We start from the raw sequence: 12,526 nt of genomic DNA, 5'->3' as shown, positions 1-12,526 counted from the left end.
TCTATCGTTTCCAATGAATGCTATATCTCGATCCGACGATGTCAACTTTGCTGAATGAGGTTGAGATGTCCTGCGGCGTGAGCAGACAATGAAGGAGAGGACGACGACAGGAGCCGGCACGCCACCGCATGGCGGCGGACCAGCGAACCACCTGACTACCGAACGATGGTGACGCAATCGGCCAGGACCGGCGGCGCGTTCTCGCCCGCGGTGGCGTCGTAAAGATCGGCGCGCGGACCCTTGGTCCACCAGATATAGCTGCCCGCCTCATACCTCACGCCCGACGCCGCGATCGTGTTGACGAACAGCAGTTGCTGCCCCTTGACCGGCACGAGCGCGAAACTTTGCCCGTTGGCGGTGTTCCAGTAGGTCACCTGCAGGATCTTGCCGGTTGCACAGGTGTATTTGCTCGTCTGACGGGTTTTCGTCTGGATTTCAGTCAGACGCAGCGGCGCGGCTAAAGCCGCGTTGCACAACAGGGAAACGCCCAGTACACCCGATAGGACAATGAGCCCGATTTTCATCGAACTGCTCACTCCCGACGATGGATATCCACGGCGAAACACGATGGTGCGACGCTTTGCTATGGATCGATCACTTCCGCGCATGCATCGGTCGGGGCGGCCGCGACATGACCGACCACCGGCACGATCTTCAGGCCAGCCGAAGCAATCCGGCATGGCGCGGCCGCGAGGCCGCAGCCGGCAAGGCCCGCACACAGCGCGACGAGCACGCTCCCGCGGGCAATGCGGCTGCGTCGGTGAGGCACACGATGTGGCGTGCCCTTTTGCGTACCCGGTTGCGTGCTTTCGCCTGACTTCACGGCGGTGTCCATGCTCATATCTCCTGCTTCTCCTGACACCGCAAACGCCCGCCACGGGCGACTGCGCCATCAACCACCTACTTTGCCGACACCGGCCGCACCGCCGCTGCCGCCTGTTTCGCCCGCGCGCGCGCCTCGTCGGTGGTCGCGCCGGTGGCGAGCGCCACGCCCATGCGGCGCTTCGTGAAGCTCTCAGGCTTGCCGAACAGGCGCAGATCGGCATTCGGCACGGCCAGCGCCTGCGCGACGCCCTCGAACGCGATACCCGCTTCTTCGAGGCCGCCATAAATCACCGCCGATGCGCCTGGCTCCCGCAGCGACGTATCCACCGGCAAACGGAGAATCGCACGCGCATGCAGTTCGAATTCGGAAAAGCGCTGCGAACACAGCGTCACGAGTCCCGTATCGTGCGGACGCGGGCTGACTTCGGAAAACCACACGTCGTCGCCACGCACAAAAAGTTCCACGCCGAAGAGGCCGCGCCCGCCGAGCGCCGTCGTCACCTTGTTTGCGATATCGCGCGAACGCTGCAGCGCGACCGGGCTCATCGGCTGCGGCTGCCACGATTCGACGTAGTCGCCCGCGACCTGCACGTGGCCGATCGGATCGCAGAAATACGTGCTGTTCTGGCCGGTCGCAGGATCGATGGCCCGCACGGTCAACTGGGTAATTTCGTAGTCGAAGTTGATGAAGCCTTCGACGATCACCCGCCCGCCTTTCACACGGCCGCCCGCCATCGCATATTGCCAGGCAGGTTCAATGTCGGCATCGCCTTTCAGCACCGACTGGCCCTTGCCGGACGACGACATCACCGGTTTCACCACGCACGGATAGCCCACTTTCGCGATGCCGGCTTTCAGCTCGTCGAGCGAATCGGCGAATGCGTACGGCGAAGTCGCAAGTCCGAGTTCTTCGGCCGCGAGGCGGCGGATGCCTTCGCGGTTCATCGTCAGCTGCGTGGCGCGCGCGGTCGGGATCACTTCGGCGAGCCCGTCGGCTTCGATGGCGGCGAGCGCGTCGGTCGCGATGGCCTCGATTTCCGGCACGATCAGATGCGGCTTCTCGGCAACGACTAGCGCGCGCAACGCGGCGCCATCGGTCATGTCGATCACATGCGCACGGTGCGCAACCTGATGGCCAGGCGCATCGGCGTAGCGGTCGACCGCAATCACTTCGACGCCGAGCCGCTGCAGCGCGATGATGACTTCCTTGCCCAGTTCGCCAGCGCCGAGCAGCATGACGCGCGTTGCGGATGTCGACAGCGGGGTGCCGATCCGTTGACCGATCTGCATGAGGTCTCCAGAAAATATCGAGATAAGAAAAGGGAACAGCCGATGTTAACATGCGCTCGCGTGCTGACTGTGGAGTGCGTTACCCTTACGCCTTCGCCAGTTTGAAGAGGAACGACGCCATGGCCCTTCAGTTTTTCGCGCGACGTATTGCGCGTTGCATTGCTCCGTTCCACGACCGCTTTCATAGCCGCTTTGATAGCCGCGTTCGCAGCGGCTCTATCAGCCCATTTTCCGCCCGGTGGCGCACACCGCTTGCCGCCCTGACCTTCGCTTCGCTGCTCACCGCCTGCGCGATGCCCGTCCATACCGACGCCTCCGCCGAAGCACCCGATCCGTTCAACCCGGCCGCGACACAGCTGCTCGACGACACGAAGTGGGAACTGACCAGCTGGAAACAGGCGGACGGCACGATGCGCGACGTCCCGCACGGCGACACCGGCGAGCCGGTGACGCTCGATCTGTCGACAGCAAGCGGCCAGCGCCGCGCGAGCGGCTTCTCGGGCTGCAACCGGTTTATGGGCGCCTATATGCTGAAAGACGGCAAGCTGTCGTTCGGACCGCTGGCGGGCACGCGCATGGCGTGCATGACGCCGGGCGGCAAGATCGAAGGCGCCTTTCTCGACGCGCTCGGCCATATCGACCGTACCGGCGTCCAGATGCGTGCACCGCAACAGCTGCAGCTGATCCTCGAGAACGGCGATACGCTCGTTTTCACTCGCCGCGGCCAATGATCGAACGGGCCTCGATAGCTGCGCCGGCTGTCGGGATAGCCTGCGCGGCAGCCACTGACTGCTGCGGATTCCGCACCCCGGGCCACCGCTATTGGCCCCGGCATTCGCCCGCCTGTCTTAGAAGCGTACCGCTTCACCGGTTAAACTCGACGGATTGCGTTTCTGAGCTTCCGTCATTCGTTGATGTCTAGCATGCACACGGTAGTTTTCAGCTGGTTCGGCGCCTCGGCCGTCTGGCTTCTTCCTCTTTTGTGGCGCCTCGCGAAATCCGTCCTGCCGGGCGGCGCCGGCCTGCGCGGTCCGGGCACGATCCGGCTGTGGCTTGGCTTCGTCTGCGCAATGGTCGCGAGTTGCACGCTGGAGGCGTCACTGGTTCATATCGCTGGCGTCGACGGCCTGGGACATGCGCTCGCGACGGGCTTCGGTCATCTGCTCGGGCCAATCGCCACACCGCTCGTGATGGCCGCGCTGCTGCTTGTGAGCCTGCCGTGGCTCGTCGGCTTTCGCTGGTCGCAAGTGGCGTCGTGGGCTGACGGCGCGTTCGGCCTCGGACTCCCGCGCACGTTCTCGAAGCGCGACGAAGACGCTCGCCCGCGCCGTGCCGCCGACAACGGACTGCCGTCGCACGCCGCCACGTCCACCTCCACCAATACGATGGCGCCGAAGTCGAACAGTCGCTATGCGCGGCCTACCGTATGGCGTCCGCCCCCGGTTGGGCGGGGGGCGGCGACGGGCGCTGTCGGTGGCATAGCGGCAACGGCCGATACACACGGCGCCACGCCGCAAGGCAACGCGAGCGGGGGCGGCAACGCACGTGTTCAGGCGTCGCAGGCTGCCGAGGCTGCGCGCGGACGGGTCAACCCGCCGCAACGGCCGGATGAACGCGCATCGTGGACCCCGTCCGAACCCGTGGCGCCGGCCGGATGGCTTCGGGAGCCGGGCGCAACGACACGTTCATCCGTGCCGTCACGCGATACAACAATGGCGAACGACGCACCACGCATGGGCGCGGCACGCCCCGGCCCGATGGGGGGTGCCGGTCTGGGCGCAACGTCATCGGCTTCCGGTACGGCAGGTGCAGCCGGCGCCGTGCCGCCGGCGATGGACGCTGCGAAGGCATTTGGCAACGTACGGGGTGTCTCGGATTCGGCTTCCGCGGCTTCCATGGGCTCCTCGCAATCGTTTTCGCGTAGCACGGGCGGCGCGGGCACAGCAACACCAACGGCCCCGCAGCCGTCGACCCAGACACCGCTCCAGGCTCCCCGGCCCGCGCAACCGTTCGTTCGACCGCCTGCGCCCGGCAGCGTGCGCGCACCGGCCTATTCGCGGCCAGCGGTCGGCACGCCACGCGTCCCCCCGACCGCAAGCGTGCAGGAAACGCTGCGCAGCATCGAGGAAAACGCTGCGCGCTGGACAACGCTCGCCGGCGCCGGCCTCGCCCGCATCAGCGGGACGGAAGCAATGGACAGCACGCGTAAGGAATCGGTTGATGTTCCGGCGGAACTTCCCCGGGCGAATGCGCCTGTCGGAAACGCTGGCGTCGTTGCACCGGTGCCTGCGACCGCCGACGCGGAGGCGCAAGCGGATACCTTGCCGCAGCAAACCGACACCCCCCAGGCCTCCAACGAAGCCACCCGCGAACCGGCAACGCCCGGCGCGTCTTCGGCCGCACACGTGTCGTCGGACGCCCCTTCGCCAGCTCTCGAAGCAGAAAAACCGGCAGCATCCGCTGCGACCGTCGCGGCAATGCAACCGATCGTGACTCACCTCGCCGACGTGACGCCCATACACGCGCCCTCGGCCGCCGTGCCGCTGGATACGCCGGTCGCGCCATGGGAAATGGCAGACGCTGACGTAGCCGAATTGCGCACGGGCTCATCGATGACGTCGCATCATCACGCCCAACCGCCGACGCATGCCACGGAACCGCCTGCTCGAGTTGCCGCACCGACGCTCCATGTTGTCACCGCACCTGCAGAAACCGACGCGCCAGCCCAGCCGCCAAAAGCCCAAGCCGAAACCGGATCAGAAGCCGACGACACGCCTGCCCTGTCGAACATTGTCCGCTTCCCGGGCGCGCCGCTGGCAACCGTTGCAACCCTGATCGAACCCGCGCGGGCACAGGAACCGGAATTGCAGGACGACGTACCGTACGACGCGCACGATACGTCCGCTGCCGCGCCCGTCATCACGCCGCCGCCGCCTCGCGGCCATGCGCCAACCGGCTTCGAATTCCACGCGCCGGCCGCGTCGATGGTCGAACTGCCGTCGCTCGCTCTGCTCGAGCGCGCGTCGTCGGACGCGGAGCCGATCCCCGAAGAGCGGCTCGCCGAAACCGGCCAGCTGATCGAGCAGCGCCTCCAGGAGTTCAAGGTGCCCGTCACCGTCGTCGGCGCGTCGGCGGGCCCGGTCATCACGCGCTTCGAAGTCGAGCCGGCGCTCGGCGTGCGTGGCAGCCAGATCGTCGGCCTGATGAAAGATCTGTCGCGCGGCCTCGGCCTCACGTCGATTCGCGTCGTCGAGACGATTCCCGGCAAGACCTGCATGGGTCTCGAACTGCCGAATGCCAAACGCCAGATGATCCGTCTGTCCGAGATTCTCGAAGCAGACGTCTACCAGAACTCGCGGTCGAATCTGACGCTCGCGATGGGCAAGGACATCACGGGTCATCCGGTCGTCGCGGACCTCGCGAAGGCGCCGCACATGCTGGTCGCGGGCACGACCGGTTCGGGCAAATCGGTGGCGATCAACGCGATGATCGTGTCGCTGCTCTACAAGGCAACGCCCGAAGAGGTGCGCCTCATCATGATCGACCCGAAGATGCTCGAGCTGTCAGTCTACGAAGGCATCCCGCATCTGCTCGCGCCGGTCGTCACCGACATGAAGCTCGCCGCGAACGCGCTCAACTGGTGTGTCGGCGAAATGGAAAAGCGCTACCGGCTGATGTCGGCCGTTGGCGTGCGCAACCTCGCGGGCTTCAACCAGAAGATCCGCGATGCCGAAGCCGCCGGCAAGAAGCTCGGCAACCCCTTCTCGCTGACCCCTGAAGCGCCCGAGCCGCTTGCCCCGCTACCGCTCATCGTCGTCGTGATCGACGAGCTTGCCGACCTGATGATGGTGGCCGGCAAGAAGATCGAAGAGCTGATCGCGCGCCTCGCGCAGAAGGCGCGTGCGGCCGGCATCCATCTTATTCTCGCGACGCAGCGGCCGTCGGTGGACGTGATCACCGGCCTCATCAAGGCGAACATTCCCACACGCGTCGCCTTCCAGGTGTCGTCGAAGATCGACTCGCGCACGATTCTCGACCAGATGGGCGCGGAATCGCTGCTCGGCCAGGGTGACATGCTGTTCCTGCCGCCCGGCACCGGCTATCCGCAGCGCGTGCACGGCGCATTTGTCGAAGACGAGGAAGTGCACCGCATCGTCGAATATCTGAAGCAGTTCGGCGAGCCGCAGTACGAAGAAGGTATTCTCGACGGCCCGACGACCGAAGGCGCGGCGCCGGATCTCTTCGGCGACGCGCCGGATGCCGAGGCCGATCCGCTCTACGACGAAGCCGTCGCGTTCGTGGTGCGTACGCGACGCGCGTCGATCTCTTCGGTGCAGCGGCAGTTGCGCATCGGCTACAACCGCGCGGCGCGACTCGTCGAACAGATGGAGACCGCAGGCCTCGTCTCGCCGATGGGCATCAACGGCAGTCGCGAAGTGCTCGCACCCGGGTCGGCGGAATAAACGCTGCGCCTTTCACACCAGCCGAACCCGGAGGCGGTGCCTCCGGGTCATGCCCCCCGCCCCGCCGTCAGGACGGCGACACCAGCTTGAAGTCGACAGGCGAACCGATATCGATACGTTTCGGGTTCGGCTCCAGCAGACCGCTTTGCTGATCGCGCCGGAACACGTACGCTGTATCGCTGTTCTGGTTGCCCACGATCAGCCACTGTCCGGTCGGATCGATCGCGAACTCGCGCGGCGCCTCACCGAGGCTCGACTGATGACCCACCAGCTTCAGATGACCGTTCGCCGGGTCGACCGAAAAGATCACGATCTCGTTCGCGTCGCCGCGGTTGGTAGCGTAGAGGAAACGGCCGTCCGGCGACAGATGGACCGCCGCCGCACCGACCTTGCCCTTGAACCCCGGCTGGGTGAGCGGCAGCGACTGGAGCAGCGTGAGCTTGCCGTCGTCGTAGCGGAAGGTGCTGACCGTCGCCGTCAGTTCGCTCGTCAGATATGCATACTTGCCGTCGGAGCCGAACACCAGATGGCGCGGGCCCGAGCCGGCCTTCATCTCCGCGTAGCGCGTGTCGGTCGGTCCGAGCAGGCCGCGGCTCCCGTCAGGGGTGTAGCGGTACGCGTACAGCCTGTCGGCGCCGAGATCCTGCGCGAACAGATAACGGCCATCCGGCGAAAAGACCGTCGAATGCACGTGGGCGCTGTCTTGCCGTCCTCTCACCGGCCCGCTGCCTTGGTGATGAACCGTGAGAGCGGCTGCACCGACCTGGCCGTCGGCCTCGAGCGGAAAGATCGCAAAGCTGCCGCCGGGATCGGGGGCGACCGAGTAATTGGCCGCCGTCAGATATCTGCCATCGGGTGACAGGCTCAGATAGCATGGATCGTTGCCTTCGGAAGAAACCTTGTTGAGGAAGGTCAACTGCCCGCTTTTCGCATCGAAGCTGAATGCGCTGATACCACCGCGCTGGCTGGCCGGGCCGTTGTCGCCAGGCAACTCGTTCACCGCATACACGTGGCGACGATCGGGCGTGACGACGAGATATGACGGGTTCACCGTCTTCGTCGTGGACACGCGGGTGGCTTCACCGGTCTTCGTGTCGAAACGATAGACGTAGATGCCCTCGCTCTTGCCTCCGGTGTAGGTGCCGACGATCAGGTCATAGACGCCATCGGCGGGAAGAGCGGCACTTCCCTCAGCAATGGCATGCGTAGCAACGATAGAGACCATGAGTGCGAAACCCCTTATTATCGAGCGGGCGGTACGGAATGGTCCCGCTCGCGGAACGAACGCTGGCACGGCGAATGCTGCCCGGCAGCCAGTGCGATGCATGAAACCTCCTTCGACATCGTGCTGGTTCGGTTATGGTGTCGCTGGTCTGCCACGCGTGCGCTGCGGATTCGTTTTCTTGTCGGGCAAGTATAGGGGCGTTGCGGCGGATCGCACAGCCCGTAAGGCGGACAGGCAGGTTTCGTGCATGGTTGCGGGCGTTGCGCGCGGTCGGGCAACGCCCGGCGCGCCTGCCATTCGGCATGGTCGTACTTCTAAAAAGCAGTCTCAAACAACGGAGTCTTCATGAACGTCACCCTTAGCCTCGGTCCGCTCGTTGCCTTGATCGCCGGCATTCTTATCCTCGTCATGCCGCGCCTGCTCAACTACATCGTGGCGCTGTATCTGATCATCATCGGCATCATCGGTATTTTCGACGTGGGCTCGAAGCATTTTTGATGGGGGCGCCCGGCTGGGGCGCCTGGCTGGGGCTGGGGAGGCCTGGCTGGGGCACGCCAGGTCGCGGACGCCCGAGTGGTGGACACCTGGCCACGAGAACACCCGGCCGCAAACCACCATCTGGCAGCCGAACAGCCGCCTGAACGACGCGCCATGCAACAGCGGCACGCGATGCAAGGCGCATGCCGCTGATAGAGATCATGTGGACCGCATGAATGGACGGCGCATCCGGCCGCCTGCCGATGACAGCCCTTAGCCGTTCGAAAGCTGCTCGAGGCGCAACCTTCCCTGCAACGACAGCCCGCCGACGGCATAATGACCGTCACTTTCCTGATAACACTTGAAGCATGCACGCTCGACGAGAAACGCCGCGGCCGTTTCCATTCCGTTGCGCGTCAAACCGAGCTGGCTGGCGTCGAGTGACAGCATCGCGTCGTCGGTGAGTTCGCTGGCGGCGGAGAGGATCGTAATGCAATCGGATTTCGACGGGTTCAGCATGGCTTCAATCCCCGAAAAAGCGTTGCGTGGAAACAATGGAAAGCGCTGGAAAGTGGTTCGGGCCACGGCCCGAAAAACCTGATTGTAGGCAGGCAATATTGAGAACGCCAGTCGTCGTTGCAGTGCAGCGTAATGAACCGGATACCCTTGCAGGTCCCCAACGACAACGCCTCTGAACGATCTCTGTACTACCCCTGAACTCCGCGACAGATCACGCACCGGACGCATCTATTTCCCGCCTCCTATGCCCTCTCTCATCGAAGACTACGCACTCGTCGGCGACGGTCACACTGCCGCGCTGATCTCCCGCTCAGGCTCCGTCGACTGGCTCTGCTGGCCACGCTTCGACTCCGGCGCCTGCTTCGCTGCGCTGCTCGGCACCGAGGACAACGGCCGCTGGCTGATCGCGCCCTTGGTCGACGAAGGTTCACCCGAACCCGTCGCCACACGCCGCTATCGTGGCGAAACGCTGATTCTAGAGACCGATTTCGAAACGCCCGAGGGCGCCGTCACCGTCATCGATTTCATGCCGCCGGGGAATGGGTCGTCGGAACTGATACGCATCGTCGTCGGCAAACGCGGCACGGTGCGCATGCAGATGGAACTCGTGCTGCGTTTCGACTACGGCTTCTCCGTGCCGTGGGTAAGCCGGCTCGCAAACGACAGCGGCGTCAAGGCGGTGGTCGGCCCCGACACCACGGTACTGCGCACACCTGTCAAACTGCACGGCGAGAACATGCGCACCGTCGCCGAATTCACGGTCACGGCAGGCGAGCGCGTGCCGTTCTCGCTGGCCTATACGCCGTCGCACCTGCACGCGCCGCCCGCCCGCGATCCGCACACCGCGCTCGCCCGCACTGAAAACTACTGGCTCGAATGGTCGGCGCGCGGCACCGTCGAGGGACGCTGGGCCGAACCCATCCGCCGCTCGCTGATCACGCTGAAGGCGCTCGCCTATGAGCCGACGGGCGGCATCGTCGCGGCACCGACAACATCGCTGCCCGAACAGCTGGGCGGGACACGCAACTGGGACTACCGCTATTGCTGGCTGCGCGACGCCACGATCACGCTGCTCGCGATGATGCGCGGCGGCTATTTCGACGAAGCGCGCAAGTGGCGCCAGTGGCTGGGCCGCGTGATGGCCGGCTCGCCGCAGCAGTTGCAGATCATGTACGGCATCGCCGGCGAACGGCGTCTGCCTGAGTTCGAGATCGACTGGCTCCCCGGCTATCAGGGCGCCCGCCCCGTGCGCGTCGGCAACAATGCCGTCAACCAGTTGCAACTCGACGTCTATGGCGAAGTAATGAACGCGCTGCATCTGGCGCGCGTCGGCGGCCTGCAAGCGGATGAAACGGCGTGGAATATCCAGTGCGCGATGCTCGAACACCTCGAGAAAATCTGGAGTGAACCCGACGAAGGCATCTGGGAAACGCGCGGCGGCCGCCAGCATTTCACTTTTTCAAAAGTCATGGCGTGGGTGGCGTTCGACCGCGCGATCAAGTCGGCCGAATCGTTTAACCTGCCGGCGCCGCTCGATCACTGGCACCAGGTTCGCGCACAGATTCACGCCGACGTCTGCGCCAAAGGCTGGAACGCCGGACTTAGCGCGTTCACGCAGGTCTACGGCGGCGATGAACTCGACGCGAGCGTCCTGCTGCTGCCGCTGCTAGGATTTTTGCCACCGGCCGATCCGCGCATCGCAGGCACCGTCGTAGCTGTCGAAAAATACCTGCTGCGTGACGGTTTCGTGATGCGCTATCGCACCACCGAATTCGACGACGGCCTGCCGCCCGGCGAGGGCACTTTCCTCGCCTGCAGTTTCTGGATGGTCGACAACCTCGCGTTGCAGGGCCGCATACAGGAAGCGATCACCATGTATGAGCGCCTGGTGTCGCTCGGAAACGACGTCGGGTTGTTGTCTGAGGAATACGATCCGGCAGCGAAACGGCTCGTCGGTAATTTCCCGCAAGGCTTCTCGCACGTCGCGCTGGTGCATACCGGCCTGAACCTGATGAAACACGAGCAGGAAATGGCGAAAGCGACTGGCCAGCCCGCCCACAATGGCGTCCCTGCCAGTGACGCGGCTCACGGTAACGGCAGTGGCCAAAGCAAAGCCTCGGCCGGATCATAGGGAAGACCCTGTCAGCCTGGCCAAGCCTTTGATTCGTTGACAATACTTACGTGCGCTGTGCCACGGTTGTTGCATTGCACAATCGGGGTTTGTCCGATATCATCCAATGCGAATGTCGGCCGATAACCAAAGGTCTGCACCCAATAACGGCCCGCCGCAACGCCTTACGCGTTTTTGCGCCGCCCCACGCGAACAACATTAACGCTGGAGCACCCATGCTCTATCAACTGCACGAATTCCAGCGGGCGCTTCTGAGCCCGCTTACCGCCTGGGCCCAGGCCGCGTCGAAATCCTTCGCGAATCCGGCCAGCCCGTTTGCGTACGTACCGGGCGCAACCCGGCTATCGGCGGGCTACGAACTGCTCTACCGGCTCGGCAAGGATTACGAAAAACCCGAATTCAACCTGCATCAGATCGTCAAGGACGGCCACAACATCCCGATCGTCGAGCAGACCATCATCGAGAAGCCGTTCTGCCGCCTGCTGCGTTTCAAGCGCTACGCCGATGACAGCAGCGCGGTCTCGCAGCTGAAAGACGAACCTGTGGTGCTGGTGTGCGCGCCGCTGTCGGGCCACCACTCGACGCTGTTGCGCGACACGGTTCGCACGCTGCTGCAGGACCACAAGGTCTACATCACCGACTGGATCGACGCGCGCATGGTGCCGCTCGAAGACGGTCCGTTCCATCTCGACGACTACGTCGCGTACATCCAGGAATTCATCCGGCATATCGGCGCGAAGAATCTGCACGTGATCTCGGTGTGCCAGCCGACGGTGCCGGTGCTCGCGGCCATTTCGCTGATGGCGAGCCGCGGCGAGGACACCCCGCTCACGATGACGATGATGGGTGGCCCGATCGACGCCCGCAAGAGCCCGACGTCCGTCAATTCGCTCGCCACGCAGCACTCGTACGAGTGGTTCGACAACAACGTGATCTTTACGGTGCCGCCGAATTATCCGGGCATCGGACGCAAGGTGTATCCGGGCTTCATGCAGCACACCGGCTTTGTCGCGATGAATCCGGAACGGCACGCGGCATCGCACTGGGATTACTACCAGAGCCTGCTGCGCGGCGACGAAGAAGATGCCGAGCAGCATCGGCGCTTCTACGACGAATACAACGCCGTGCTCGACATGGCGGCTGAGTACTACCTCGAAACGATCCGCGTCGTATTCCAGGAGTTCCGGCTCGCCGAAGGCACATGGGATGTCGCCGGCGAACGTGTACGCCCGCAGGACATCACCCGAACGGCGCTGTTCACGATCGAAGGTGAGCTCGACGATATCTCCGGCAGCGGCCAGACGCGCGCTGCGCACGAGCTATGCAGCGGTATCGCCGAGCAGAACAAGCGGCATTTCACTGCCGAGAAGTGCGGCCACTACGGTATTTTCTCGGGCCGCCGCTGGCGCACCATCATTTACCCGCAACTGCGCGACTTCATCCTCGAGTACAACAAGGCGCCCAAAGCCGTAAAGGAAAAGGTCGCCGCGCAGGCGTGAAGAGAAGCACACAGGGCGCCCGTCACCCAGATGGGATGCGCCCGCGCATGACGCGCCGCGTAGCCGGCGCGTCATGCAGTTCAGTCAGGTGCAATGG

Annotated in this window: 10 protein-coding genes; 5 read left to right on the top strand and 5 right to left on the bottom strand. The window is 64.4% G+C overall.

Features of this window, described 5'->3' with window-relative positions:
- Window positions 1-155: 155 nt before the first annotated feature.
- The 3 genes from P3T23_RS28180 to purT all read right to left on the bottom strand — a co-directional run bounded on the left by P3T23_RS28180 (window position 156) and on the right by purT (window position 2,115).
- On the bottom strand, window positions 156-524 hold the full coding sequence (locus tag P3T23_RS28180; protein ID WP_429319377.1) for an MliC family protein: 369 nt from the start codon (window positions 522-524) through the stop codon (window positions 156-158).
- 59 nt (window positions 525-583) lie between these two features.
- Complete coding sequence (locus P3T23_RS28175) at window positions 584-769, bottom strand: DUF6726 family protein (RefSeq protein ID WP_429319468.1); 186 nt, start codon at window positions 767-769, stop codon at window positions 584-586.
- 131 nt (window positions 770-900) lie between these two features.
- Entirely contained in the window at window positions 901-2,115 is a 1,215-nt protein-coding gene (purT, locus tag P3T23_RS28170) for a formate-dependent phosphoribosylglycinamide formyltransferase (protein WP_429319376.1), read from the bottom strand.
- Between the two features lie 119 nt (window positions 2,116-2,234).
- On the opposite strand from purT, the gene P3T23_RS28165 reads away from it, so the two are divergent.
- Both P3T23_RS28165 and P3T23_RS28160 read left to right on the top strand, forming a co-directional pair.
- Complete coding sequence (locus tag P3T23_RS28165; protein WP_429319375.1) at window positions 2,235-2,846, top strand: META domain-containing protein; 612 nt, start codon at window positions 2,235-2,237, stop codon at window positions 2,844-2,846.
- Between the two features lie 192 nt (window positions 2,847-3,038).
- Window positions 3,039-6,578 carry a DNA translocase FtsK gene (locus tag P3T23_RS28160; RefSeq protein WP_429319374.1) on the top strand — a complete coding sequence of 1,180 codons (3,540 nt, stop codon included), beginning with the start codon at window positions 3,039-3,041 and terminating at the stop codon, window positions 6,576-6,578.
- A 67-nt stretch (window positions 6,579-6,645) separates the two neighbouring features.
- On the opposite strand, the gene P3T23_RS28155 is transcribed toward P3T23_RS28160, so the two are convergent.
- Window positions 6,646-7,905, bottom strand: a complete 1,260-nt coding sequence (locus P3T23_RS28155; protein WP_429319373.1) for a lactonase family protein — start codon at window positions 7,903-7,905, stop codon at window positions 6,646-6,648.
- A 243-nt stretch (window positions 7,906-8,148) separates the two neighbouring features.
- Here P3T23_RS28155 and P3T23_RS28150 point away from each other — a divergent pair, with 243 nt between their 5' ends.
- Window positions 8,149-8,301 (top strand): DUF3096 domain-containing protein, encoded by a 153-nt coding sequence (locus P3T23_RS28150; RefSeq protein ID WP_429319372.1) that lies wholly within the window; start codon window positions 8,149-8,151, stop codon window positions 8,299-8,301.
- Window positions 8,302-8,553: 252 nt separating this feature from the next.
- Here the strand turns inward: P3T23_RS28150 and P3T23_RS28145 are convergent, their stop codons facing one another.
- Complete coding sequence (locus P3T23_RS28145; RefSeq protein WP_133663976.1) at window positions 8,554-8,799, bottom strand: hypothetical protein; 246 nt, start codon at window positions 8,797-8,799, stop codon at window positions 8,554-8,556.
- Window positions 8,800-9,043: 244 nt separating this feature from the next.
- Here P3T23_RS28145 and P3T23_RS28140 point away from each other — a divergent pair, with 244 nt between their 5' ends.
- Together P3T23_RS28140 and P3T23_RS28135 are read left to right on the top strand one after the other, a co-directional pair.
- Entirely contained in the window at window positions 9,044-10,930 is a 1,887-nt protein-coding gene (locus P3T23_RS28140) for a glycoside hydrolase family 15 protein (RefSeq protein ID WP_429319371.1), read from the top strand.
- Between the two features lie 215 nt (window positions 10,931-11,145).
- On the top strand, window positions 11,146-12,429 hold the full coding sequence (locus P3T23_RS28135) for a polyhydroxyalkanoate depolymerase (RefSeq protein ID WP_429319370.1): 1,284 nt from the start codon (window positions 11,146-11,148) through the stop codon (window positions 12,427-12,429).
- Window positions 12,430-12,526: the final 97 nt, after the last annotated feature.

This window comes from Paraburkholderia sp. GAS448 (assembly GCF_050435685.1).
GTDB lineage: Bacteria > Pseudomonadota > Gammaproteobacteria > Burkholderiales > Burkholderiaceae > Paraburkholderia.
This window is presented reverse-complemented; position numbering and strand designations above follow the sequence as displayed.

What these genes read in the sequence shown, in the direction of transcription:
- P3T23_RS28140 (WP_429319371.1), top strand. Translation starts at nt 9,044, where the DNA reads ATGCCCTCTCTCATCGAAGACTACGCACTCGTCGGCGACGGTCACACT.
- P3T23_RS28165 (WP_429319375.1), top strand. Translation starts at nt 2,235, where the DNA reads ATGGCCCTTCAGTTTTTCGCGCGACGTATTGCGCGTTGCATTGCTCCG.
- P3T23_RS28160 (WP_429319374.1), top strand. Translation starts at nt 3,039, where the DNA reads ATGCACACGGTAGTTTTCAGCTGGTTCGGCGCCTCGGCCGTCTGGCTT.
- P3T23_RS28150 (WP_429319372.1), top strand. Translation starts at nt 8,149, where the DNA reads ATGAACGTCACCCTTAGCCTCGGTCCGCTCGTTGCCTTGATCGCCGGC.
- P3T23_RS28135 (WP_429319370.1), top strand. Translation starts at nt 11,146, where the DNA reads ATGCTCTATCAACTGCACGAATTCCAGCGGGCGCTTCTGAGCCCGCTT.
- purT (WP_429319376.1), bottom strand. Translation starts at nt 2,115, where the DNA reads ATGCAGATCGGTCAACGGATCGGCACCCCGCTGTCGACATCCGCAACG.
- P3T23_RS28180 (WP_429319377.1), bottom strand. Translation starts at nt 524, where the DNA reads ATGAAAATCGGGCTCATTGTCCTATCGGGTGTACTGGGCGTTTCCCTG.
- P3T23_RS28155 (WP_429319373.1), bottom strand. Translation starts at nt 7,905, where the DNA reads ATGCATCGCACTGGCTGCCGGGCAGCATTCGCCGTGCCAGCGTTCGTT.
- P3T23_RS28145 (WP_133663976.1), bottom strand. Translation starts at nt 8,799, where the DNA reads ATGCTGAACCCGTCGAAATCCGATTGCATTACGATCCTCTCCGCCGCC.